Raw genomic sequence first — 24,277 nt, 5'->3', positions numbered from 1 at the left:
AAAGGAGGGATAGAAATGCGTGATTTCAATGGATTTACTGGAATTTTATATGCAGCAGCCGAATGGATCATGCGCTTTTCAGCGGTGAATATTTTGTGGTTTCTGTTTAATCTGCCGGTGTTATTGATCATTTCCAGTATTTATTTGAATGGTTTTGAGGCAGGATTCGTCTGGTATTTGTTGCCGCTCCTGCTGTTCATTCCGCTATTGTCTGTGCCAAGCACGATTGCCGTCTTTTCGATGGTGCGCGATTGGATTATGCAGACGGGGCAAAGTTCGCTCGTGAAATCGTATTTCTCTTATCTGAAAAAAGGCTACCGGAAAAACCTTGTCGCTGGAATTATTCTGCAAAGCTTCTGGGCGGTTTGGATCATTGATTTTTATTTCTTTAAAGCCGAGAGCAGCCTGCTAGAAATTGTGTTTATCGTTATTGGAGTCGGGTTGTTTGTTTATACCATCAATTTCTTTTCGTTGGCTGCACATTACCGGATGGGCATCCGTGACATCATGAAAAACGCTTTTTTCATTACAGCCGGCAATCCTTTAATGAGCGGATTCATCGTGATTTGCAACCTGTCGCTCTTGTATACAGGAATGACTGAATTGCTGTTTTTATTCCCATTCTTCATCTGCAGCTTAAGCGCGTATCTCTCATTCCTTGCCTTTTACCGGTTTAGCCTTAAAATCCAAACGAAAGCACAGCTTGATAAAACAGGGAATCTTTTGCAATAGAGTGGCTGAAAACAGCTTTAGAAGCTGATTATTAGAAACGATTGGGATGTGAGAAAATCATTGACGACCATTAAAGATGTGGCAAAAAAAGCGGGCGTTTCGATCAGTGTGGTTTCCAAAACCTTTAATAATTATGCAGATGTCAGTGAAGAAACTCGCCAGCGCATACTAGAGATAGCCAAAGAGCTGGATTATTCGCCTAATATTGTCGCGAAGAATTTATCGTCGAAAAAACAGCTGACGTTCGGGCTGATTTCTTCAGGTGTTTTGAACAATAACGAAAAAGACAATAATGCCTTTGATATTTTTAAAGGCGTGTATAAAGCTGTTTCTGAGAGTCCTTATGAATTATCGATTTACTTGATCGATTCACTTAGCCAGAAACAGCAGAGCTATCTCCAATATTGCCGGGAACGGAATATTGGAGGGGCGATTCTGCAAGGAATCCGGACGGATGATCCCTATTATAAAGAATTGATCAATACCAATATCCCATGTGTTGTGCTTGATATCATGACCGAAACTGAAAATGGATTAATCGGAAGTGTATCGATTGATAATGCACAAGCGGGCCGGGATATAGCGGGCCATCTATTAAAGAATGGCCACCGCGATATCGTAGTCGTAGCGGGGACACGCGAAACCTACGTCAACAGCGAAAGGTTAAAAGGCGTTCAGCAGGCTTACCGGGAATCCGGTTTAGCATTAGAAGAAAACCACATCGTCTATGCGGATTTTTCTGAACAAGAAGCTTTCAATGCAGCGAAAACACGGCTGGAATCGAAGATGCCTAAGCCTACTGCCTTTCTCTGTTTCAGCGATCTGATGGCATTCGGTGTGATGAAAGCGATTGCGGAAGCCGGGTTTTCGGTACCGGAGCACATTTCAGTGACAGGCTTTGATGATTTGGTTTTCAGCAGCTACACGCAGCCGGCATTGACAACCATTCAGCAAGATTTCGTTGAAATTGGCAGCAAGTCGGCAAAGTTGCTGCAAGAGTTGAAGGAAGGAAAGCAAAAAGGCCAGCATCTGTATGTAGCGCATCAATTAGCCGATCGGAAAAGCGTAAGAAAGCTGAATTGACTCGCCGACTTCTAGCGACTAACAGATAGAAAGGACAGGATGGCATGACATTTTATCCGAAAGCTTTTATCTATGATCTTGACGGTGTCATTACAGATACCGCAGAATATCATTTTCTTGCTTGGCAAAAGATTGCAGAAGAACTGGGCATCCAGATCGATCGGAAATTCAATGAACGGTTGAAAGGGATAGGGAGGATGGAATCGCTTTATTTAATTCTTTCGCTTGATCCTTCTACGTCTAATTTATCTGCTGAAGAAAAAGAGAAACTGGCGCTAAAGAAAAATGAGTATTATTTAGAGATGATTGAAAGGATGGGGCCGAAAGACATTTTGCCTGGCATGGAAGAGTTATTGCACGCCAACAAGCAGCATGGAATTTTAACTGCGCTTGGTTCAGCGAGCAAAAATGCCAAACATGTTCTGGATTTGCTCGGTTTGACGGCTGAATTCGACTATATTGTGGATGCATCAAAAGTGAAAAAAGGAAAACCAGATCCTGAAACGTTCACAGCTGCAGCAGATGCCTTAAACGTACCGTACAGTGAATGCATCGGCATTGAAGATTCGGCAGCCGGCCTAGAAGCGATCAATGGAGCCAATATGTTTTCAGTGGCGGTAGGCGATAGAGCGCATCTTCCGAATGCCGACTATTTGGTCGCTGCCACAAATGAATTGAAGTTCGAGAAAATCATTGAGCAATACAATCAAAAAAAGGCAGCGCATTAATTTGTTCGATTTCTTTTTAATGAGTTGCTGCAGAGGGAAGCAATTGAGGAGTGAAACGTGATGGTTTGGAAACTGACAAAGACTGAAGTGGATAATCATAATCTTCTGCTTGATGAAAGCATCTTGTCTCTAGGAAATGGTTATTTGGGGGTGAGAGGAAATTTTGAGGAAGGATATCCGGATGCATTCAGCTCGATTCGAGGGACCTACATCAATGCATTTCATGATGAAACGGAAATCACATATGGGGAAAAATTATATGGATATCCGGTCATGCAGCAAAAAATCCTGAATGTCATCGATTCGCAAGGCATTGAGATTTACTTGGATGATGAAAAATTCTCTGTTTTTGAAGGTGAATTGCTTCATTTTGAACGGAATTTGCATATGGATAAAGGATTTGCTGAACGGATTATCCATTGGAAGTCGCCGAAAGGAAAAGAAGTGAAGCTCCATTTCAAACGCATCGTTTCTTTTATTACCCGTGAATTATTTGCGCAGGAAGTGACAATCGAAGCTATCCGGGGCATTCAGGAAGTGAAAATCGTTTCAAGTGTGGAAGGAGAAGTCTCTAACTTTGTGGATCTCAATGATCCGAGAGTTGCATCCGGACATGCGAAGCGGCTTGATGTTATCGAAGTGCGAAGAGAACCTGAGTACAGTGTCATCAGGAATCTGACTTACGTTACAGAACTGGAAGTGGCTTGCATCAGTTCTTCCCGTATTCAAGCTGGCGATTACCACTATACTCAATCTGTCGGAGAATCGAGAATTGAAGAAGTGTATACTTGTGTTTCTTCGAAGGAACCGGTCCGATTTACCAAATACAATATTTATACCGACTCGCTGCGGCATGGAGATGAGTTGATCGAGGTGGCGCTTCCTTTGCACGAAAAAGTGAAGCTTCAGGAATTCGACGAATTGATAGCGGAACAAAACGAATACATGGCCCGTTTTTGGAAGAATTCCGATGTGATTATTGAAGGAGACGAAAAACTTCAAGAAGGCATTCGCTTTAACCTCTACCAGCTCCTTCAATCGGTCGGGAAAGATCCATATAGCAATATTGCGGCAAAAGGGCTTTCTGGAGAGGGCTATGAAGGGCATTATTTCTGGGATACGGAAATCTTTATGTTCCCGGTATTTTTGATGACCAATCCGGAAATTGCGAAAAATTTATTGCTGCACCGCTATTCGATTTTAGACAGCGCACGGGCGAGAGCGAAAGTGATGGGCCATGAAAAAGGGGCGCTGTTTCCTTGGCGGACGATTAACGGACCGGAAAGTTCAGCTTTCTTTCCAGCCGGCACGGCTCAATATCATATAAGTGCGGATATTGCCTATAGTTACATCCAATATTACCTCGTGACAAAAGACGAGGATTTCCTGCAGGAATACATGGCTGAAATGTTGTTTGAAACAGCCCGGTTATGGGTGGATACCGGACATTTCCACAACAATCAATTTAAAATCGATAGTGTGACGGGGCCAGACGAATATACATGTGTCGTCAACAATAACTATTATACAAATAAGATGGCTCAGCATAATCTCTTATGGGCTGAAAAAGTCTATCAGCTATTGAAAGAAAAAGCGCCTTCACGATTTGAGGAGTTGGCAGAGCAGCTCGAAGCGACGGAAGCGGAAGTAGAACAATGGCGGGAAGCTGGAGAAAGAATGTATCTTCCTTATCACGAAGAACTGAAAATCCATGCACAGGATGATAGCTTTTTACAGAAATCGAGATGGGATCTGGAGAATACCCCGGCTGATAAATTCCCGCTCCTGCTCCATTATCATCCATTGACGCTTTATCGCTATCAAGTGTGTAAACAAGCGGATACGGTCCTTGCCCATTTCTTATTGGAAGACGATGTCGATGAAGAGACACTTAAGAATTCATACGATTATTATGAAGAAATTACGACGCATGATTCTTCTCTTTCTTATAGTGTTTTCAGCATCATGGCTTCTAAACTCGGCTACCGGAGAAAAGCGTATGATTATTTTCAGGAAACCGCCAGATTGGATTTAGACAATACTCATGGCAATACAAAAGATGGTTTGCATATGGCAAATATGGGGGGAACATGGTTAGCCATCGTTTATGGATTTGCTGGACTTCGTGTGAAAGAAACAGGGCTTCATTTAAATCCGTCGCTTCCTGACCAGTGGCAGTCGTTTAATTTTCATTTCCACTATTTGGGGCGCCTGATCAATATCCATATTGAAAAAGACTTCGTTTCTTATGAGTTGTTGGAAGGCGAGGATTTGAGCATTTGGCATCGCGGGGAAGCGGTAATGTTAAAACAAAACCGCCAGCTTCAAGTAACATAATGCAAAAGTAAAAGAAAGAAATCGACAGATACTAAGATAGAAAATTTTATAAAAGTGCTTAAAACCGGAAATAATTATTTCCGGTTTTTTAATTTTTATGAAATAATTTACAATAACTTTAACTTATTTTAAAATGAGTACTATTGACCGTAGCCAACTTGAAGTTTCATTCCTATAATCATGATAAGAATTTGAGTGGTAAAAGAAAGGTGGGTCGAAAAACATAGTTTATTTAATCATTATTTCCTGCATTTTGACTTATTTTTCGTAATACAAGACTTTAATGAAATATAAATTATCAAAAAATCAAAATAATATCTTTTATAAGATGGCGTTAAAAAGTTATTAAATATATAATAAAGATATGAGTAACCTAGAACAGGAGAACTGCTGTGGACGTATTGAAAGATTTTGGCAAACGTATAAAAGAGCTTCGTATAAATGCCGGGATGACACAAGAAGCGTTAGCTATACGAGCTGAATTGGATCGTTCCTATGTAGGGGCTATTGAAAGAGGAGAAAAGAATGTTTCCTTAGTCAATATCGAAAAACTGGCAAATGCAATGGGGATTGATTTGTTTTACCTCTTTGAGGATGAGCGGTTTGCTACACGCCTGGCGTTAGTGAAAAAAGAGCTTAAAAAGCCGTTGGATTCGAGATTTACCTGTCTCGTAAGTCTGGAACATCATTTTATTTGGCTGCGAATTACTGGACCTCTAAGTAAAAATGACGTGGAACTTATATCCAAAAACATTAAAAGCCAAACTTTGCTGTTAACTAAAGGCGAGATTAGGATGCTAATCGACAATCGGCTAATGGTAAAAGAAGGGCAATCATTTGTTTTCACGCCAGAAGCCTACGACGTTTGGGAAGACCTCCAAATCTGGCTGCTGCCCTATCTTAAGAAGGTTGCTGTTCTCTGCAATTCGAAATTCATGAAAAATCAGCTGGAGCGGATGGCCAATAGGAGCGGTGTGTCAAAAATTTCAACACGCATTTACAACGAAGATCTTGAAGCGGGAGACAAAGAAGCTTTCTCTTTTCTTGACATAACAGAAAATCATTTGGATCAAATAAGAAGCAATGGCATGAAAACGTAAAGGTTCAATCTGTTTATACAACTTTGGAAAACTACATATGCAACTATCTGAAACACTGATAATCTCAATTTCATAGTGAAAAAGGAGATGTATATATATGACTTGTCATCAATCTGTAAGCGCAGAAACCGTAAGATTTCTATTCACGCGTGTTAAAGATACGCATGAGGAAGACAATATTAAATACATTACCTTGTTTGCTCGGTTAACGATGAAAAATGCATATAAATCAAAAAGTGTATGGGTGGAAATTGATGAAGTGAAATGGGATCAAGCACCTCAAAAATTAAAAGAGATGCCCGATGCTATGCATTTTTACACAGTAGAAGAACCCATCTTTAAAGAGTTGTATCAGATTTCGAAAGAGTGTTATGAAGAGCTTTATTTTTTGACTCCTTTTTATAAAGCAAGTGAAATGAAAAGACTCGGCTGATTTATTTGGCCAAGCCCTGCTCGCCGTCATCAGGCAAGCAGGGCTTTTAATTTGGTTATCCGCTGGAATTTCCCTTACCATAGGAAAGAGAAGGGTATGAAAAGGAGGCTGGATGATGGAATACGCAATTGGTGTGGATATTGGCGGGACAAAAATAGCGGTTGCAGTGGTCGGCCAGTCTGGTGAAATCGCAAGCAAGACAGCTTTTCCAATGGACCTTGGGAAATCGCCTGATCAAGTGATTGGCGAAATTATCCAAGCTATTAAGTATGTTATCCAAGGACAAATTAGGAAGAATCAAAATCTTTTAGGGATTGGTGTAGGAGTACCTGGCCCTCTTGATACGCAGACGGGTGTCATCCATAACCCTCCGAATTTGCCGTCTTGGATAGATGTTCCGATTAAGGAGAAGTTAGCTTCGGCTTTTGCTGTTCCGGTCTTGATCGAAAACGATGCGAATGCAGCTGCTCTCGCCGAAAAATGGATCGGTGCCGGAAAGGGGAGCGAGAATTTCACTTATTTGACGATAAGCACCGGAATAGGGGCCGGCATCATTGCCAATGGCCAATTGCTGAGCGGAAGCCGCGGCAATGCCGGTGAAATCGGCCATACGGTGATCGACCCCGGCTACGGACGCTGTTCTTGCGGTCAGATTGGCTGCTTGGATTTGATTGCATCCGGCCGTGCGATTGCAAAAAACGGCTCGGAAATCATGGGAGAAGAGCTGTCAACAAAAGCTGTATTCGATTTATACGGCAAAGGCCATGAAGGGTTGGACGGATACATAGATCACGTCTTTTGGGCGTTAGGAGCCAGCTGTGTTTCTTTGGTGAATATTCTCGATACAGAAAAAATCATTGTCGGAGGCGGTGTTTCCCAAATCGGGGAGCCCTTATTTCAACGGATGGAAGCTTATATAAGAACTCATGCGTTGAATCCGGCCGGCAGAAGCACAAAAGTAGTGCCTGCAGAGCTGAATGAACATGCAGGTGTTATCGGAGCAGCAGCGCTCTGCTTTTCTTCTCTTGTATTGGAAGCGAATAAGTAAGCGGGATTTGCCAGTTTTGTTTTAGAAGAAAAAGAATAGGCAATAGAAAAATAGAAGCTTAAGTGAATGGAAAGGAGGACTGCGATATGGAAATCCGCATCGAATGGAGCTATAAAACGCCGAAAGGCACAGAAGCTTTCTTTCGATCTGAAGAACTTCCTGCTGCCCATGCGCTTTTACTTGCGGAAGATATCCAAAAGACCGGACGGGTAAAAAGCTTGGAATTTGTAGATCGGTTTGACTCCAGTTGGACATTAAAAGAATTGAAAGCCTATTTAAAAGGTATCGAAACAGAACCCCATAATGTCAATGTGTATTTTGATGGCGGATTTGATAAAGAAAACGGGCGAGCAGGGCTTGGCTGTGTCATCTACTACGAACAGAGTGGTAAAGCCTATCGTCTCCGGCAAAATGTCGAAGTGGCAGAGCTTTCTTCCAATAACGAAGCCGAATATGCAGCTCTCCACATGAGTGTACAGGAACTTGAACGGTTGGAAGTCCATCACCTGCCTGTCGTTTTCCGGGGCGATTCCAATGTAGTGGCCAATCAGATGAGCGGAGAATGGCCGGTGTATGAAAATGATTTATCCCGTTGGGCAGAGCGGATTGAACGGAGCCTGAATAAATTGGGGATCCAAGCACAATACGAATTGATTCCCAGAAAAGCGAATGCAGAAGCGGACCGCTTAGCTGCACAAGCTTTAAGAGGCATCGAGATCAGTGGAACAATGGAATTGGAAAAATCATAAATAATAGAACCGTAGAGGAGCGATTGGATGAAGTTTTCAGTATTGCAAAAAACGGATATGCAGATTTCTGCGTTGGGATTAGGAACCAACGCGGTGGGAGGACACAATCTTTACAAGAATTTAAATGAAGAAACGGGTAAAGATTTTGTCCGTGCGGCATTGGATAATGGCATCACCTTCATCGATACAGCTGACGTCTACGGCAAAGGGCGTTCTGAAGAATTGGTTGGGGAAGTATTGAAAGAATATGACCGCAGCCGATTCATCATTGCCACGAAAGGCGGAAGCGATTGGCGGAAGGGCACAAAGAACAATACACCTGCTTATTTGCGCCGTGCACTGGAAGAAAGTTTACAACGGCTTCAGCTCGATTACGTGGATCTTTACTATATCCACTGGCCGGACGGTGAAACGCCAATAAGTGAAGCGGTCGCTGAGCTGTCCCAATTGAAAAAAGAAGGCAAGATTAAAGCGATCGGGGTATCAAATGTTTCCTTGGAGCAGTTGAAGGAAGCCAATTCAACAGATGAAATCTCTGCTGTCCAATTGGCTTATAACATGCTCAACCGCGAAATTGAACAAGACATTTTGCCTTATTGTGTGGAAAATAAGATTTCGGTCGTTGCTTATGGTCCGCTTGCTTTCGGGATTCTAGGGGGGACGTATACAGAAGACTTTGTGCTGGAAGATGGCGATTGGCGTAATAGTGTGCCGCTTTTCCAGGAAGGGAACTTCGAAAAAAACATCAGGATTGTAGAACAGCTTAAAAGAGTGGCGGATAAAAAAGGCACAGATGTATCAAATCTGGCTTTAGCGTGGCTCCTTGAACAGCTGGGAGTAGATGCGGTGATTCCAGGCGGCAAAAAGCCGGAACAAGTTCTTTCCAATATCGCAGCTTCGGACATTCGTCTGGAAGCGGAAGTTTTGAATGAAATCGATCAAATTCTCAAAGGGCAATAAAAATAGAAAAACCGGTCCATTGCGTCGTTAACTGCAATGGGCCGGTTTTTACTTATTTCTTCGCTAATTCAAGGGCGATATCCGCTTTTTTCAGATCGTGCTCGACTTGTTCCTCAATGTCGTATGCATGATACATTTCTTTTTTAATCATGTATTGAGCGATTTTATCGTGGGTATCGATGGCGATATCCAACTCGCGGCGCAATAGCTTTTTCACTTCCGGAGTCGCCGTTTCAGTAATCGCTACAGCCAGATTCCGAACGGCGGCTTTAGCCGTTACAAGGAAATCAGTCGCAATTGCCAAGTCGTCGAGCATGGAAGCAGGGAGTGCCAAAGCATCTTTGCTAATAGCTCCACTTTCCTGCGTTTCTGTTATTGCTGCTGCTTCAGTTTTAGTGGCTTTCTTTTTATCGTCTTTCTTAGCCGTCTTTTTCACATCTTTTTTAGTGGTGTTTTTTTCATCTTTTTTTGCCATAGCCAAATTCCTCCTTTAGTCCGTATAGGGATTATTTGCTTGAATCTGCTAATACTTTGCGTAAATCTTTTATCGCTTTCGTCGATAATTTAATGTCTTCTTCTAATAATTGTTTCAATTCATCGTCTTCGACGAGACCGCTGAATACTTTGCTTTTAGCGACACAGCTAGTCTTGAAAATTAATACTTCATGGACTTCCAGCTTTTCATGCATTGCCAATTCTTTTGCCATTACGAATCCCTCCAATGAAATAAATGATCAATCTTAACACTAGTTAGGGTTTACCCGCAGTGGGGCTTTTTAATCCTGATTTCCCTTTTTCAAGGCGAATAAAAATGGCTCAAGAAAATTAAAGAATTTTCAAATTTTCAGTAGCTGGTATTAGACTTCTCAGGAAAAAACGTGTTTTATTTAAAGAGACATTGATGAAAAGGGGCTGCACTCATGAAAATTACTGAAACGGCGTTTCCGATAACCGAAGTGCGCGGGCAATTTCCAGCGCTGACAAGAACGTATAAAGACCGGCCGGTTGCATACTTTGACGGACCGGGCGGATCGCAAGTGGTAAAATCCGCAATCGAAGCCATTACTGAATACATGGAAAAAGGCGGAGCAAACCTCCATGGAACGTTTCCGAGTAGTTGGGAAACAGAAGAGGTGATTGCAGGTGCCAGGAGTGCAGTTGCCGATTTTCTGAATGTAAGAGCGAATGAAGTGGCCTTCGGCGCAAATATGACCACATTGACGTTTGCCATTGCGGCTGCACTGGGCAAACAATTCCAAGCGGGTGATGAAATCGTCGTAACTGAAATGGACCACCGGGCAAATGTCGACCCTTGGATCATGATGGCCAAAGACCATGGACTGACCATAAAATGGATTCCTGTCGATACGAAAACGATGGAACTCGATTTAAGCAATCTAAAGGAAATTATTAACGAAAAGACAAAACTCGTTGCTGTCGGCTTGGCATCTAATGCCATTGGCACCATTGTCGATATTGCACCGATTGTGGAACGGACAAAAGAAGTAGGGGCATTATTTGCAGCGGATGCGGTTCATGCAGCTCCGCATATCGTGATCGACCGTGACCGCTACGGCATCGATATCCTTTTGTGCTCAGCCTATAAATTTTTTGGACCGCATATCGGCATCGCTGCCATTAAAGAATCCGTTTTTGAAAGCCTTGAGCTGTATAAATTGACCACGTCCCCAAGCTATTATCCGGATAAATTGGAGACTGGTACGCAAAACCATGAAGGGATTGCCGGAATCAAGCCTGCTATCGAATTTTTTGAGCAGTTTGGTGAAGGGGAATCTAGACGGGAACGGCTCGTTTCAGGAATGGAAAAACTTGAGCACTACGAAAATTACCTTGCGGAACGATTGCGCCAAGGGCTGGCAAAAATAGAAAAAGTCCGCCTATGGCAAGCGGCGGAAGATGTACCGAAAACTCCGACAATCGCTTTCCAGGTGGAGGGCATTGAACCGTTGGAAGTCTGTAAATTATTAGCCGAGCAATACAGCATCTTTACAGCATCCGGACATTTTTATGCCTCAACACTAGGCGACCGATTGGATGTCAACGGAAGCGGCGGTTGGATTCGTGCTGGCCTTGCTCCATACAATACAGAAGAGGAAGTGGACAGGCTGATTGAGGCGGTTGCTTCTCTCTAAGAAATTTGCTAAAAAAAGGGAAATGTGTTATGGTTAGCATCACTTCAATTTATGGATTCTAACAGACTTTATTTAGTCAATTTCCATCAGGAAATGGGGAATTCTTAATGACGTACGATGCGATTCAAGAATTATTGAAAACGGTCAGTTTTTACAACACCGTAAATATCACCCAAACTTTTGCAAGAGCCGGAGAACCGTATATTACGGTGAAAGCAGGCAAGGATAAAAATATATTCGAGCTGACTTTTGTGGAAAGTGGAGAAATTGTCCATTATCAAGACATCCCGACAGCAGCAAAAGCGATTGAAGAAATGTTGAATGCCGATCCAGTTCTATAAGCTCCCGTAACGGGGAGCTTTTTCTTTTTAGGCCGGATGATGGTACAATACAGAAACAAGCCTATCATAGGCATACTTTCATTTTCCGTACAGGGAAATGATCAAAGGAGAATGAATTTTTTGAGTCAAGAAAAAAACACGAATAACTTGCCGCCAAATTACGATGAATTGAAGAAAGCTGCGAACCGGACAGCGAATTGGAAAGAACGGTTAGCTGCGGTTGAAGAACTGGGCAAATGGAAAAACAACCAGACAATTGATATTTTAACTCACCGGATGAACCATGATCCTGTTTATAAAGTGCAGCAGGCTGCGTACAATCAGCTTGTGGATTTGGGTGAAGATGTAGAAATGCCTGAACAAAAGCAAACCGATCTGATCAAAGATACGAGCAAAGTATTGGTGCGCATCAAGAAAAGTTTGCCGAAAGACCATAGCTATGAAGACTTCAAAGTGAAGTTGCAGAAAATGCGCGTCGACATCTACGATACGTATAAAGGCGAAAAAGGCGAAGAGTTTGACCAGTGGTTGGAAAGCCAATGGAAATCCATGCCGACAAGAAGATAGAACAAAAAAGCGATGCCCGTATAGAAATGCGGGCATCGCTTTTTTTGCATTCAAGTGGGCAATTGCAATTGCCCGGTTCCGACATTTGCTACATTTCCACTGATTTTAATGGAAGAAATGGCCCCTTTGGATTTGTCGACAATGATATCGATAAAGCTGGGGCGTTCCATTTCAAAACCTTGTTCACTGCGGATATAGTAGAACTGGTTTTTGGATGGAGCAATAACTCCATTTTCCACAAGATAAGCACCGAGCGGCCCGGAAGCTGCACCTGTCGCTGGGTCTTCCGGAATTCCCATAGCGGGTGCGAACATCCGGCTATGGACAGTGGATGATTTTTGGACGGTTTCAAAAGTGAAGACAAATATATGCTGGGTATGCGGATTTGTACTGAAATGCTTTTCCCAAATATCCGAACGGAATTTGATTTTCTTCATTGCCGCCAAGGTACGGACGGGAACGTATAAAAAAGGGACGCCGGAAGAAACGGATTGAAGCGGCAAGCGCTGGTCAAAATCCTTTACTGACAGGGACAGCAAATCGGCAACAAGGCCCGGTTTACTATAGACGCTGCCGAAAGCAGGCAACGGCTGGGTCATTTCGACTTTCTCGATTTGTCCGTCTTTTTCATATACGCTGATTGGAATTTCACCGACATGCTCTTCGAACACCCAATCGTTTTTGCCAGCTGTCACTGGGATTTTCTTTGCAGCTGCCAGAACATAAGCAGCGCCAATTGTGGGATGTCCAGCCATCGGCAACTCGACTTTCGGTGTGAAAATACGCAAGCTTTTTTGATTGTTGGAATCCGCAGGGGGCTGGATGAAGACCGTTTCTGACAAATTAAGTTCACGTGCGATTTTTTGCATGGTTTCCGATGGCAAAGGCCGTTCATCATGAAAAACAGCCAATTGGTTGCCGCCGAAAGCCGTAGAAGTGAATACGTCGACTAAGGAATAATTTAAGTTGGTCATAGCGTCCCTCCATTAGTTGTCTTCTGTCATTCGATTTATGTATTCAGTATATATAATTTATCTTCAGATTGTTAATTAATTGTTCGAGTTTTCTGGAAATAAAGGGATTTAGAGGGAAAGGAGCGAATTAGGCTGGGGAGAAGATCTTATCAAGATCAAGAAGGTTCGGAGGAGGCGCATATGAAGTATCGGAATCTCGGGAAAACAGGTTTGCGCGTATCGAATTTAAGCCTTGGCACTATGGCTTTTGGAAGATGGATAGATGAAAAGGCTTCTGCTGAAATTTTGGCTCAATCTTTTGATGCGGGCATCAATTTAATCGATACCGCTAATTTTTATGGAAAAGGACAAGATGAATCCTTCAAGTATGGAACAGGTGAAGCGGAAGAGATCATTGGCAAGCACTTAAAAGGCAAACGGGACAAGGTGGTGCTGGCGACAAAAGTAGGGCTTCCGATGGGGCAGTACGTCAATGACGCAGGGTTATCAAAATTCCATATCATGCGGGAAGTGGAAAGATCTCTGGAGCGGCTTCAAACGGATTATATCGATTTGTATCAAGTCCACCGTTTCGATAAGCGCACACCCTTGGAAGAAACCTTGTCGGCTTTGACGGATTTGGTGAGGCAAGGAAAAGTAAGGTATATCGGCTGTTCAAATTTTGCGGCTTGGCAGATGGCGAAAGCAAATGGCCTCAGTGCGCTCTATAATTTAGAGCATTTTGTCAGCTCACAATCCCAATATAATCTCTTGTCCCGGGAACTTGAAAATGAAGTTATTCCTTTTTGCCAATCTGAAAAAATGGGATTGTTGGTGTACAGCCCGATGGCCCGTGGGATGTTATCCGGAAAATATGCATCGAAGGAAAGCGTGCCAGAAGACAGCCGGGCAGCTAAAGGAGAGGAATTGATCCAGCCCTATTTTACAGAAGAGAATTTCAAGAGGATCGATCACTACAAAGAAATTGCTAAAGAACAGGAAGTGAGTTTATCGCAGCTTTCGCTCGCTTGGCTTTTCAATCAGCCTGCTGTCACGTCGGCCATATTGGGTGCAAGTAAACCGGAACATGTGTTAGAAGCTGTCCGGATCAGCGATTGGATATGGCCGGAAGAGTTAAAAGAACAACTGTCGCTTGTCCCGTAACTCCTCAGCATTGGAGGCTGAACTGATGAAGCAAAAATGGTGGAAAGAAGCAGTCGTCTATCAAGTTTATCCAAGAAGTTTCAAGGACTCGAATGGAGACGGAGTCGGTGATTTGAATGGCATGATAGAAAAGTTGGACTATTTACAAGAACTCGGAATTGATGTGATTTGGATTTGTCCGATGTATAAATCGCCGAACATCGATAATGGATACGACATCAGCGATTATCATGAAATTATGGAAGAGATGGGTACGATGGAGGATTTCGATCGCTTGCTTGAAGAAATACACAATCGAGGAATGAAAATGATATTGGATCTGGTCCTTAACCATACCAGCGATGAGCATCCATGGTTTATTGAATCACGCTCATCAAAAGACAATCCTAAGAGAAATTGGTATGTCTGGCGGGATGAACCGACCAACTGGGAAAGTATTTTTAGCGGTCCCGCTTGGACATTTGATGAAAAAACCCGTCAATACTATCTTCATCTATACGCAGAAAAACAGCCGGATCTGGAATGGGAGAATCCAGAAGTCCGTAAAGAACTGTACCGGATGGTCAACTGGTGGCTAGAAAAAGGAATTGACGGTTTTCGTTTGGATGCCATCAGCCATATCAAGAAAGACTATTCCGATATGCCGAATCCCACCAATGCCCCATATGTTCCGGCTTGGGAAAAAATGACCGATGTCGAGGGCATCCAAGATTTCTTAGCTGAATTATACAAAGAAACCTTCTCCAACTATGACATCATGACGGTCGGTGAAGCCAATGGAGTGACTGTTGAAGAAATCGATGAATGGATTAGTGAAGAACACGGGAAAATGGATATGGTCTTTCAGTTTGAGACATGGTATCTAAGGAAACCGAATGAAGATTGCGGCGTGAATTTGACCTCGCTCAAACGTATTTTAACGAACTGGCAAAAAGGAGCCGAAGGAATTGGGTGGAATGCCTTATACGTAGAAAACCATGATCGGTCGCGCATTGTTTCAACATGGGGCGACGACCGGAACTACTGGCGTGAAAGCGCAACTTCCATTGCCTGCATGTATTTTCTGATGCAAGGCACGCCTTTCATCTATCAAGGGCAAGAAATCGGCATGACCAACGCACCGTTTGATGGAATCGATCTATATGACGATGTGAAAACATTAAATTTTTATCGCTACAAACGGGCAGAAGGAATGTCGCCTGAAGAAATTATGAAAACCATTAAAATGAGCAGCCGAGATCATGCCCGTACACCGATGCAATGGAATAGTGGACGTTATAGCGGGTTTTCGACAAATGAGCCATGGATTCAAGTGAATCCGAATTATCGGTGGCTAAATGCAGAAGCCCAACAGAAAGATCCGCTGTCTGTGTATCATTTTTATAAGAAGATGATTTCGCTGAGAAAAAGTTCAACCGTTTTGATTTATGGAATCTATAATCTATATGAAACCGGCAACCCTTGTATCTACGCTTACACTCGTGAAAACGAAGACGAAAAAATGTTGATCCTGGCAAATTTAAAAGGCATGTCCTGCCGCTGGAAAGTACCGGAAGGGGCAGAGTTGCTTCTCGGGAATTACAGCATCGAAGACCGGGGAAAAGTCCATCCATTTGAAGCGAGAGTCTATCGCTTAGCTGAATGAAGCCATGCTTTTGTGCATGGTTTTTTTTGAACAAATAATTACATGAAAAAGAAGAATATATAAAGTAAAATATTTCCAAAGAATACAAAGACCTAATACTAATGGCGTGTATTCCTAATTTTATACAGATACGCCTGATTTTTTTCCCAATTACGCTTTCCTAAGAGTTCTGTTAACTTTAAGTTGTGGCAGGCAAGCAGCCTAAGCGGGACGCCGTAAAAGCTCAAATGCCCAACAAATTGAATGGTAAAGGGGATTGGACGATGAAGAAATCAGGTAAGTTATTGACGAGTATCATGTTATCAGCAACATTGCTTGTACCCGCAATGGGCGTAAGCGCGAACGGAGATGCAGTGGATCAAAAAGGCAATGATACATTCCGTGTCTTAATTGATTCGCAAAACAACAAGGACCTTCAAAATGCAAAATCGAAATACGGTGTTAAGTGGGATTTTGCAAGTGAAGGATTCACCGTCGACATGAACCAAAAACAATATGAGGCGCTGCAAAAGAACAAAAACATAGAAGTTGAAAAGGTACCTGAATTTACGATTGAAAAAAGCTCTTCTAAACCAGAAGCGGTTTATCAAGCGATGGCTGCTTCGCAATCAACACCTTGGGGCATAAAAGCCATCTATAATGACAGTTCGTTGACCCGTTCTTCAGGCGGTGGTGGAATTAATGTAGCGGTCTTGGATACAGGCGTTAACGTCAATCATCCGGACTTGAAAAATAATGTGGAGCAATGCAAAGACTTTACGACAAGCACAAGTATTGTCAATGGTTCGTGTACAGATCGCCAAGGGCATGGTACACATGTAGCAGGTTCGGCACTGGCTGACGGTGGTACGGGTTCTGGCGTATACGGAGTTGCACCGGATGCGGATCTTTGGGCATATAAAGTATTAGGCGACAACGGTTCTGGATCGTCTGATGATATTGCAGCAGCTATCCGCCATGCAGCTGACCAAGCATCTTCATTGAACACGAAAGTGGTCATCAATATGTCACTGGGATCTTCAGGTGAAAGCAGCTTGATCACAAATGCAGTGAACTATGCATACAGTAAAGGTGTATTGATCATAGCAGCTGCAGGAAACTCTGGTCCGTATCAAGGGTCAATCGGCTATCCAGGCGCATTGCCGAATGCGGTAGCAGTAGCAGCATTAGAAAATGTCATCCAAAACGGCACTTACCGGGTAGCTGATTTTTCTTCTAGAGGCTACAGCTCGACTGACGGCGATTACGTCATCCAAAAAGGGGATGTTGAAGTATCAGCTCCGGGAGCTTCGATTTACTCGACTTGGTATAACGGCGGCTACTCAACAATTTCTGGAACGTCAATGGCTTCACCACATGTAGCAGGACTAGCAGCGAAAATTTGGGCAAGCAATCCTTCTGCAAGCAATGCAACGATTCGCAAAGATCTTCAGAACCGCGCAAGAAATTATGATATTCTTTCTGGTTCTGGGGCTGGCTACGGAGACGACTATGCATCCGGCTTCGGATTCGCACGCGTCCGCTAAAGGCTAAAAAGAATAACAAGGGGTTCCAGTTTATGCTGGAGCCCCTTTTTTATGTTACTATTTTATTATTCTGACAAAAAAGGGTGGAATTATGAACATTGGATCTGTCATCAAATATTACCGGACAAAATATCAATTGACACAAGCCCAATTGGCTGATGGCATTTGCTCAATTTCGCATTTAAGCAAAATAGAATCAAATACATACGTCCCTCATGAATCGACGATTGATGCGCTGTTGGCGAAGATGGGCGTTCAATGGGAAAAAGAAATGCACCGGCATAAGCGTTTGGAGCGCCAAATTGGGGAATTCATCGATTGTTCCTTATTTTATGATTTAGAGCATATGAGGAAACAGTATAAGCAGCTTGAGAAGGAGAATGATTACATTCAATCGTCTGAGCTCGTGAACCAATATGAATTGTATAAATTCCGTTTTTATATTTATGAGAATGACCACGTACAAGCTGAACAGCAAAAAGAACTGATAGATCGCATGAAAGGGTCTTTTACTGCGCCTGAAAAATGGCTGCATCAATTTTTCCTTTCCATCTATTACACCATGCTCAATAAAACGGAGAAAGCGCTCGGGTTTCTTGAACAGCTGGAACAGGGAATCCAGAGCATTCCACAAAAATTTGAAGGCGAGTACTATTATCAAAAAGCACGCCTTCTAATTTTATTCGACCGGTTTGAGCTATCGGCGTATTATGCAGAAATGGCCGTCCAATATTATCAGCTGCATCATAATTATATTCGGCTGCTGCATGCACAGCTCTTGCTGGCGATCAATTATACACGCAGAAATTTGCTGGTTCAGGCGGGTGGATTGTATGAAGTGCTAAAACGCAATGCCCATTTGATGGGGCAAAAAGATCTTTATTACCAAACCCTCTATAATTTGGCCGAGTTATTCAAGCAGAAAAAGGATTATGACCAGGCGTTTGAATTGCTTGCAGAATTGAAAGTAAGCTTGCCGGAGGATTCTTATATTTATAAAGCTGTGTTGATCAGCATGATCGAGGCAACAATAGAGATGAATCAAAAAGATGAAAGCCTTTTAAGGGAATTAAAGCTGCTCACACGTGAAACAGAAGAGGAATACTTCCACATTTATGAAAACTATTTCGAGAAGCGAATGTTTTCCCAACCAGATCTTATTGCCTATTGTGAAGAAATAATGTTCCCATTTTTCAGAAAAAATGGTTATATAAAAGAAGGTAAAAAAGTAGCAACTGAATTGAAAATTTTCTACGAGCAAAAGAAAGACTGGGAAAAAGCCAATTTCTACCGCTCCTATGAAGAACGAAAGGCTGGTGAAGTTTAATGAAGCTTACAAAAAAACTAATAGCAGCAATCGCAGTAGCGGGAATTATCGGTGCTTTAGCCGTATCGCCTGCATTTGGAGAAGCTCTTCCGGCAGCTCCACAAGCCGATGTACAAGTTAATCCGCTTTCGGCTCCACACATATTGCCACCGCTTTAATCAAAATAAAATAAGGCTTCCGCTAATTATGGCGGGAGCCTTATTTTATTTTGATTATTTAAAATGCCTATTGGCCTATTTTAAGTGTTACATCCATAATATATAAGAATTTTAAGGTATAATTATCAAGAATGTTAAGTAACATGTAGGAGCTGGGAAATTTTAATGGCATCGTTTAGTCCGTTTTTGATTATATTATCTGTATTTATAGCAATTTTTTCTTCCTATATTTCGCTTGTTTTAATTGGGAAACTGGCAGATGTTGCGAAAGGAAAGCGTCAAATCTTTGTTTCAGCTGCTAGTGTATTTATGGGCCTCGGCATCTTCACCATGCATTTAATTGGAATGTCAGCTTTCCATTTCTACGGGAATACGGACATCTCTTACCACGCCCTTTTATTATTAGCCTCATTAGGGATATCCATCTTGGCATCGTTCATCGCTTTTCAAGTGTTGTATAACGGAAAAACTACAAAAGTTAATATAATTTTCAGTGGCCTGATGTTGGGGGTCGGCATCATTTTAGGCCATTACATCGCAATGGCTGCCGTACAAGGTGACGAAACCAGCCGGTTGAATTGGGGTTTTTTCATCTTATCCATTGCCGTCGCCTTTCTTTTTTCAACAGCGGCGATTAAAATTTTCATGAATTTCAAGCGGCTGAACAAATCACTCAGCCGAAAAGCCATGAGTGCGGTTTTACTCGGAATGGCTATTTCCTTGATGCATTACACAGCCATGAATGCCAATCTTGTTGATGTGCAATTTTCTGCAGCGGGACCTTTCTGGATTTCAGAAATGTCCATAATGAACACGATTTTTGCTCTATCAGCTGCGCTGGTTGTGCTGGCGATGCTGTTTGCTTATGCCGATTACCGAACGATCGTGGTAGAGAACCGATTAATTGAGGAAAATAAGGAAAGTGAAAACCGATTCCGGAAACTGGTTGAATTGTCTCCAGAACCCATTGTCGTGCATAGCCAAGGAAAACTGATTTTTGTGAATGAAGCCTGTTTGAAAATGGTTGGGGTAGAAAACAAAGAGCTTGTTTTAGGGAAGTCGATTTTAGATTTTGTCCCGGCTTCTTTCCAACCGATTGTCAAAGAACGGATCCATCATATGATGCAGGGAGGCAATGCTGCTCCCATCGAACAGCAATTCATCAAGCCTGATGGCACATTGATCGATGTCGAAGTGACAGGTGCCCAAATGAAATTCGAAGGTAAGCCGGCCATCCAATTGATTCTCCGGGATATTACGTTGGAAAAGAAAATCCGTCTGGAGCTTGAAGCAAGTGAACAGCGCTACCAATCGTTGTTTGCCTATAATCCCGACGGCGTTTTTTCAATGGATCCCGATGGCCGGATGTTGAATGTCAACAACGCCATAATGGATCTTGTCGGTTATACAAAAGAAGAATTTATCGGCACTACTTTTCATCCGATTGTAGCTCCGCCTTATTTAGAGAAAACCCAAATGCATTTTGAACAAGCTTTGCTGGGGATACCGCAGAATTACGAATTGCAATGCATCCGGAAAAATGGGGAATGGGTATATCTCCACATTACAAATCTACCTATCAAAATTGATGACGAAATTATTGGCGTCTACGGCATTGCCAAAAATATCACGAAAGAAAAAGAAGCGCTGCGATTGATGGAGGAGAACGAAGAGAAATACCGCTCTCTATTTGAAAATAATTTAGATGCAGTTTTTGAAATCGCTCTTGACGGTTCGTTTAAGAATGTCAATAAGCGAGGGGAAGAGCTGACCGGTTTTACCCAGGAAGAATTGCGGGATATGCCTTTTACCGAGTTGATCGTCGAAAAGACTGCGCGTGTAAAAGAAGTTTTTGAATTAGCCAAACAAGGGAATGCCCTTCAAGCTGAACAAAAATTGGTGGATAAAGAAAAAAACGAGCTTCAAGTTGATTTGAATGTTGTGCCAATCCGTAAACAAGGTCAGGTGGACGGAATGTTTTCAATTACCCGAAACGTTTCCGAAAAAAAGCAGCTTGAAAAGAGAATGAATGACTTGGCTTTTACCGATCAATTGACCGGTTTGCCGAATCGCCATTGGTTTTATGAGAATCTATCGGCCATTGCTGCAAAAGCCAGACAGTACGATCGTTCTCTAGCAGTAATGCTGATCGATTTTGATGACTTTAAAGGCGTAAATGACCTTTTGGGGCACCAAGGGGGCGATCTTTTCCTAAAAAAAGTGTCTGAGCGAATTAAATCTTGCTTGCGCCCGACCGACCGCTTATCACGGCACGGCGGGGATGAGTTTATCATCGCTTTTGAAAATGTGACAAAAGCTTATATGACCCGATTGGCGAAGAAAATCTTTCAAGTGATGGATCGGCCGGTCGAATTGTTCGACCATGAAATGATCGTGACAATCAGTGTTGGCATCAGCATGCAGGAAAAATGCATGAACAATGAGGAAACCTTAATCCGTGAAGCGGATTTTGCGTTGTATTCAGCAAAAGAAAAAGGCAAGAACAATTATCAGTTTTTCACGGAAGATCTAAACCAAAAGGTCAGCCGAAAATTCGAGGTGGAAAACGCCCTGCGAAAAGCCATTGAGAAAAATGAATTCCAACTTTATTATCAGTCGCAAGTCAATTTGCGGACAGAGAAGATGGTAGGGCTTGAAGCTTTGCTGCGCTGGAATCCATCTATTGGCACGGTATCTCCTGCTGAATTCATTCCGATTGCGGAAGAAACAGGGCTGATCCTGCCGATTGGGGAATGGGTTTTAGAAGAAGCCTGCCGTCAAATCTGCGAATGGGAACAGGATGGGAAGCCGAAAGTGAAAGTTTCTGTGAATGTCTCTGCCCGCCAATTCCGGGACTCTCAATTTAATCGGAAAGTGGAATCGATTTTAACAGCCTATCAAATCGATCCAGCGTATTTGGAAATCGAAATCACCGAAAGTGTCATGATGAATATCGAAGAATCATCCAAAGTCATTAGAGGGCTGCGGGGATTGGGCATTAAAATCGCAATTGATGATTTTGGCGCCGGCTATTCTTCTTTGACTGTCATCAAAAATATTGAAATCGATACTTTAAAGATCGATAAATCATTGATTGATGATATGCTTGTCAATCCAAGAAACCTTTCAATTCTTAAAGCTATTATTGAGGTAGGAAAAGGGCTCCATACGCTTGTGGTTGTGGAAGGCATCGAAAAAGAAGAGCAAGTGGAATTATTGAAGAACTTTGACGTAATCGGACAAGGCTATTACTATAGCCGTCCATGCCCGCCGCTAGAATTAGAAAATCTGTGGGAAAATGTGGCCGACTAGAGAAAGCCCCAGCATTTGCTGGGGCTTTTTATTATGGGAGAAACTTTGAATATTCTATGACAAAATATTCATTTAACTGAATAAAAATTTTTAATTCATTGAATTGTTTAAAAATTGCTCTATAATGAGTAAAAAGAAAGGATAGATGTTCTATGAAAAAAGATTTGCGCATCAAGAGTAAAGTATTCAGCGAGGGTGCTATGAAGGCGCCAAACCGGGCCATGCTCCGTTCTGTCGGAGTGACCGATGAAGATTTCCAAAAACCGATGATCGGGATTGCAAGTACGTGGAGTGAAGTGACTCCGTGCAATATACATATTCATGATTTAGCAGTGAGTGCGAAAAAAGGGGCAAGAGAAGCAGGCGGTGTTCCTTTTATCTTCAATACCATTACCGTCTCGGATGGCATTTCCATGGGGACAGAAGGCATGCGCTATTCATTGCCAAGCCGCGATGTTATCGCGGATTCTATCGAAACAGTGGTAGGAGCAGAAAATTTGGATGGCCTAGTGGCAATCGGCGGATGCGATAAAAACATTCCCGGCTGCTTGATTGCCATTGCCAACTCTGAAGTCCCGGCTGTGTTTGTCTACGGAGGCACCATTGCCCCAGGCAAACATAACGGTGGAGACATTGATATCGTATCTGTGTTCGAAGGCGTCGGCCAGCATAATAATGGTGACATTTCGGATGATACTTTGCGCGGCATTGAATGTGCGGCGTGCCCAGGCGCTGGTTCATGCGGCGGCATGTATACGGCCAACACGATGGCATCGGCTGCGGAAGCAATGGGGATGAGCTTGCCAGGAAGCTCTTCGAATCCAGCTGAAAATGATTTGAAAGCAGCAGACTGTGAAGCGGCAGGAAAAGCCGTCTACAATTTGCTGGAACTTGGCGTTTATCCGAAAGACATCATGACAAAAGAAGCGTTTGAAAATGCGATTACCGTTGTTATGGCCCTAGGCGGATCGACTAATGCCATTCTTCATTTATTGGCGATTGCCCACGCGATTGAAGTGGATCTGACCATCGATGACTTCAACCGATTGCAGAAGCAAGTGCCTCATATTGCAGATTTGAAGCCGAGCGGACGATTTGTCATGGAAGATCTGCATAAAGTCGGCGGGGTCCAAGCGGTTATGAAACTATTGCTGGAAAAAGGTTATTTGCACGGAGATTGTATGACAGTGACTGGAAAGACCTTGGCAGAAAACTTAGCTGAAGCTCCGGGCTTGATCGAGGGGCAGGAAGTCATTGTACCGTTTGAGAAGCCGAAGCGTGCTGACGGTCCATTGGTCGTATTAAAAGGAAATCTTTCACCAAGAGGCGCAGTTGCTAAACTGTCTGGCGTTAAAGTGAAAGTGCATACCGGTCCTGCTCGCGTTTTTGATACAGAAAAAGAAGCGACGGCTGCCGTAATGGCAAACGAAATAAATGAAGGAGATGTACTCGTTATCCGTTATGTAGGGCCAAAAGGCGGTCCGGGGATGCCGGAAATGTTATCAATATCCGCTATTCTTGTCGGAAAAGGCATGGATGAATCGGTTGCTTTATTGACGGACGGACGCTTTTCTGGAGGAACGCACGGATTGGTCGTTGGGCATATTGCGCCAGAAGCCCAAGTGGGTGGACCGATTGCGTTGTTGAAAGAAGGGGATATCGTGACAGTCGACTCCATCAAGCAGGAGATTACCATGGATGTGTCAGACGAAGAGCTGGAAGCGCGCCGCAAAGCATGGGTAGCACCGCCACTTTATAAAAAAGGCGTTCTTGGAAAATATGCGCACAATGTTTCGTGTTCTTCACGAGGCGCAGTGACAGATTATTTAAACCGCCAGGAAGATTCGTATGTACTGGAGTCAGCCGGCAAAAACAAGTAAATGCAAGCATTGGAAAAGGGATGTCCTCGTTAGAGGACATCCCTTTGATTTTTTAAGGTAACATTAACTAATATTTGATTT

22 protein-coding genes are annotated in these 24,277 nt (G+C 42.9%); 19 read left to right on the top strand and 3 right to left on the bottom strand.

Features of this window, described 5'->3' with window-relative positions; genetic code table 11:
* Nucleotides 1–15 precede the first annotated feature (15 nt).
* From NFU07_RS14395 to NFU07_RS14355, 9 genes are all read left to right on the top strand, one after another.
* The gene (locus NFU07_RS14395; RefSeq protein WP_251479254.1) at nt 16–732 is read left to right on the top strand and encodes a YesL family protein; all 717 of its coding nucleotides are present in this window, start codon (nt 16–18) and stop codon (nt 730–732) included.
* Between the two features lie 60 nt (nt 733–792).
* Entirely contained in the window at nt 793–1,815 is a 1,023-nt protein-coding gene (locus tag NFU07_RS14390; protein WP_251479252.1) for a LacI family DNA-binding transcriptional regulator, read from the top strand.
* A 44-nt stretch (nt 1,816–1,859) separates the two neighbouring features.
* Nucleotides 1,860–2,543: a beta-phosphoglucomutase gene (gene pgmB, locus NFU07_RS14385; protein ID WP_251479250.1), complete on the top strand. Its 684-nt coding sequence runs from the start codon at nt 1,860–1,862 to the stop codon at nt 2,541–2,543.
* 60 nt (nt 2,544–2,603) lie between these two features.
* On the top strand, nt 2,604–4,880 hold the full coding sequence (locus NFU07_RS14380) for a glycoside hydrolase family 65 protein (RefSeq protein ID WP_251479248.1): 2,277 nt from the start codon (nt 2,604–2,606) through the stop codon (nt 4,878–4,880).
* Between the two features lie 401 nt (nt 4,881–5,281).
* Nucleotides 5,282–5,980, top strand: coding sequence for a helix-turn-helix domain-containing protein (locus NFU07_RS14375; RefSeq protein WP_251479246.1), 699 nt, complete (start codon nt 5,282–5,284; stop codon nt 5,978–5,980).
* A gap of 97 nt (nt 5,981–6,077) precedes the next feature.
* Entirely contained in the window at nt 6,078–6,413 is a 336-nt protein-coding gene (locus tag NFU07_RS14370) for a hypothetical protein (RefSeq protein WP_251479244.1), read from the top strand.
* Nucleotides 6,414–6,528: 115 nt separating this feature from the next.
* Nucleotides 6,529–7,461 carry an ROK family protein gene (locus NFU07_RS14365; RefSeq protein WP_251479242.1) on the top strand — a complete coding sequence of 311 codons (933 nt, stop codon included), beginning with the start codon at nt 6,529–6,531 and terminating at the stop codon, nt 7,459–7,461.
* A gap of 86 nt (nt 7,462–7,547) precedes the next feature.
* Nucleotides 7,548–8,210: a reverse transcriptase-like protein gene (locus NFU07_RS14360; RefSeq protein ID WP_251479240.1), complete on the top strand. Its 663-nt coding sequence runs from the start codon at nt 7,548–7,550 to the stop codon at nt 8,208–8,210.
* Nucleotides 8,211–8,237: 27 nt separating this feature from the next.
* The gene (locus NFU07_RS14355) at nt 8,238–9,170 is read left to right on the top strand and encodes an aldo/keto reductase (protein ID WP_251479238.1); all 933 of its coding nucleotides are present in this window, start codon (nt 8,238–8,240) and stop codon (nt 9,168–9,170) included.
* Nucleotides 9,171–9,222: 52 nt separating this feature from the next.
* Here NFU07_RS14355 and NFU07_RS14350 read toward each other — a convergent pair whose 3' ends face one another.
* A complete protein-coding gene (locus NFU07_RS14350; protein ID WP_397443535.1) occupies nt 9,223–9,486 on the bottom strand; it encodes a spore coat protein in 264 nt (87 codons plus the stop codon).
* Between the two features lie 190 nt (nt 9,487–9,676).
* Nucleotides 9,677–9,877 (bottom strand): spore coat protein, encoded by a 201-nt coding sequence (locus NFU07_RS14345; protein ID WP_251479236.1) that lies wholly within the window; start codon nt 9,875–9,877, stop codon nt 9,677–9,679.
* A 213-nt stretch (nt 9,878–10,090) separates the two neighbouring features.
* Here NFU07_RS14345 and NFU07_RS14340 point away from each other — a divergent pair, with 213 nt between their 5' ends.
* The 3 genes from NFU07_RS14340 to NFU07_RS14330 all read left to right on the top strand — a co-directional run bounded on the left by NFU07_RS14340 (nt 10,091) and on the right by NFU07_RS14330 (nt 12,231).
* Complete coding sequence (locus NFU07_RS14340; RefSeq protein ID WP_251479234.1) at nt 10,091–11,323, top strand: cysteine desulfurase-like protein; 1,233 nt, start codon at nt 10,091–10,093, stop codon at nt 11,321–11,323.
* 107 nt (nt 11,324–11,430) lie between these two features.
* A complete protein-coding gene (locus tag NFU07_RS14335; RefSeq protein ID WP_251479232.1) occupies nt 11,431–11,664 on the top strand; it encodes a hypothetical protein in 234 nt (77 codons plus the stop codon).
* A gap of 111 nt (nt 11,665–11,775) precedes the next feature.
* Complete coding sequence (locus NFU07_RS14330; protein ID WP_397443513.1) at nt 11,776–12,231, top strand: HEAT repeat domain-containing protein; 456 nt, start codon at nt 11,776–11,778, stop codon at nt 12,229–12,231.
* Nucleotides 12,232–12,281: 50 nt separating this feature from the next.
* On the opposite strand, the gene NFU07_RS14325 is transcribed toward NFU07_RS14330, so the two are convergent.
* A complete protein-coding gene (locus tag NFU07_RS14325; RefSeq protein WP_251479230.1) occupies nt 12,282–13,205 on the bottom strand; it encodes a PhzF family phenazine biosynthesis protein in 924 nt (307 codons plus the stop codon).
* Nucleotides 13,206–13,385: 180 nt separating this feature from the next.
* Between NFU07_RS14325 and NFU07_RS14320 the strand changes: the two genes are divergently transcribed.
* The 7 genes from NFU07_RS14320 to ilvD all read left to right on the top strand — a co-directional run bounded on the left by NFU07_RS14320 (nt 13,386) and on the right by ilvD (nt 24,196).
* The gene (locus NFU07_RS14320) at nt 13,386–14,348 is read left to right on the top strand and encodes an aldo/keto reductase (protein ID WP_251479228.1); all 963 of its coding nucleotides are present in this window, start codon (nt 13,386–13,388) and stop codon (nt 14,346–14,348) included.
* Between the two features lie 25 nt (nt 14,349–14,373).
* Nucleotides 14,374–15,993, top strand: a complete 1,620-nt coding sequence (locus NFU07_RS14315; protein WP_251479226.1) for a glycoside hydrolase family 13 protein — start codon at nt 14,374–14,376, stop codon at nt 15,991–15,993.
* Nucleotides 15,994–16,256: 263 nt separating this feature from the next.
* Nucleotides 16,257–17,519 carry a S8 family peptidase gene (locus NFU07_RS14310; RefSeq protein ID WP_251479224.1) on the top strand — a complete coding sequence of 421 codons (1,263 nt, stop codon included), beginning with the start codon at nt 16,257–16,259 and terminating at the stop codon, nt 17,517–17,519.
* A gap of 91 nt (nt 17,520–17,610) precedes the next feature.
* The gene (locus NFU07_RS14305; RefSeq protein WP_251479222.1) at nt 17,611–18,846 is read left to right on the top strand and encodes a helix-turn-helix domain-containing protein; all 1,236 of its coding nucleotides are present in this window, start codon (nt 17,611–17,613) and stop codon (nt 18,844–18,846) included.
* Entirely contained in the window at nt 18,846–19,004 is a 159-nt protein-coding gene (locus NFU07_RS14300; RefSeq protein WP_251479220.1) for a hypothetical protein, read from the top strand. The genes NFU07_RS14305 and NFU07_RS14300 overlap by 1 nt, the downstream gene beginning before the upstream one ends.
* A gap of 165 nt (nt 19,005–19,169) precedes the next feature.
* Nucleotides 19,170–22,316 (top strand): EAL domain-containing protein, encoded by a 3,147-nt coding sequence (locus tag NFU07_RS14295; RefSeq protein ID WP_251479218.1) that lies wholly within the window; start codon nt 19,170–19,172, stop codon nt 22,314–22,316.
* Between the two features lie 152 nt (nt 22,317–22,468).
* The gene (gene ilvD, locus NFU07_RS14290; RefSeq protein ID WP_251479216.1) at nt 22,469–24,196 is read left to right on the top strand and encodes a dihydroxy-acid dehydratase; all 1,728 of its coding nucleotides are present in this window, start codon (nt 22,469–22,471) and stop codon (nt 24,194–24,196) included.
* Nucleotides 24,197–24,277: the final 81 nt, after the last annotated feature.

Origin of the sequence: Planococcus sp. NCCP-2050 (assembly GCF_023708025.1) — a bacterium.
Taxonomy (GTDB): Bacteria; Bacillota; Bacilli; order Bacillales_A; family Planococcaceae; genus Planococcus.
The sequence above is the reverse complement of the archived record's forward strand: the minus strand, read 5'-3'. Positions and strand labels throughout refer to the sequence as shown.

Excerpts from the sequence above, each read along its gene's own strand:
- NFU07_RS14330 (WP_397443513.1), top strand. The coding sequence starts at position 11,776 with ATGAATTTTTTGAGTCAAGAAAAAAACACGAATAACTTGCCGCCAAAT.
- NFU07_RS14310 (WP_251479224.1), top strand. The coding sequence starts at position 16,257 with ATGAAGAAATCAGGTAAGTTATTGACGAGTATCATGTTATCAGCAACA.
- NFU07_RS14355 (WP_251479238.1), top strand. The coding sequence starts at position 8,238 with ATGAAGTTTTCAGTATTGCAAAAAACGGATATGCAGATTTCTGCGTTG.
- ilvD (WP_251479216.1), top strand. The coding sequence starts at position 22,469 with ATGAAAAAAGATTTGCGCATCAAGAGTAAAGTATTCAGCGAGGGTGCT.
- NFU07_RS14305 (WP_251479222.1), top strand. The coding sequence starts at position 17,611 with ATGAACATTGGATCTGTCATCAAATATTACCGGACAAAATATCAATTG.
- NFU07_RS14335 (WP_251479232.1), top strand. The coding sequence starts at position 11,431 with ATGACGTACGATGCGATTCAAGAATTATTGAAAACGGTCAGTTTTTAC.
- NFU07_RS14325 (WP_251479230.1), bottom strand. The coding sequence starts at position 13,205 with ATGACCAACTTAAATTATTCCTTAGTCGACGTATTCACTTCTACGGCT.
- NFU07_RS14365 (WP_251479242.1), top strand. The coding sequence starts at position 6,529 with ATGGAATACGCAATTGGTGTGGATATTGGCGGGACAAAAATAGCGGTT.
- NFU07_RS14380 (WP_251479248.1), top strand. The coding sequence starts at position 2,604 with ATGGTTTGGAAACTGACAAAGACTGAAGTGGATAATCATAATCTTCTG.
- NFU07_RS14320 (WP_251479228.1), top strand. The coding sequence starts at position 13,386 with ATGAAGTATCGGAATCTCGGGAAAACAGGTTTGCGCGTATCGAATTTA.
- pgmB (WP_251479250.1), top strand. The coding sequence starts at position 1,860 with ATGACATTTTATCCGAAAGCTTTTATCTATGATCTTGACGGTGTCATT.
- NFU07_RS14370 (WP_251479244.1), top strand. The coding sequence starts at position 6,078 with ATGACTTGTCATCAATCTGTAAGCGCAGAAACCGTAAGATTTCTATTC.
- NFU07_RS14300 (WP_251479220.1), top strand. The coding sequence starts at position 18,846 with ATGAAGCTTACAAAAAAACTAATAGCAGCAATCGCAGTAGCGGGAATT.
- NFU07_RS14345 (WP_251479236.1), bottom strand. The coding sequence starts at position 9,877 with ATGGCAAAAGAATTGGCAATGCATGAAAAGCTGGAAGTCCATGAAGTA.
- NFU07_RS14295 (WP_251479218.1), top strand. The coding sequence starts at position 19,170 with ATGGCATCGTTTAGTCCGTTTTTGATTATATTATCTGTATTTATAGCA.
- NFU07_RS14395 (WP_251479254.1), top strand. The coding sequence starts at position 16 with ATGCGTGATTTCAATGGATTTACTGGAATTTTATATGCAGCAGCCGAA.
- NFU07_RS14315 (WP_251479226.1), top strand. The coding sequence starts at position 14,374 with ATGAAGCAAAAATGGTGGAAAGAAGCAGTCGTCTATCAAGTTTATCCA.
- NFU07_RS14350 (WP_397443535.1), bottom strand. The coding sequence starts at position 9,486 with ATGCTCGACGACTTGGCAATTGCGACTGATTTCCTTGTAACGGCTAAA.
- NFU07_RS14360 (WP_251479240.1), top strand. The coding sequence starts at position 7,548 with ATGGAAATCCGCATCGAATGGAGCTATAAAACGCCGAAAGGCACAGAA.
- NFU07_RS14340 (WP_251479234.1), top strand. The coding sequence starts at position 10,091 with ATGAAAATTACTGAAACGGCGTTTCCGATAACCGAAGTGCGCGGGCAA.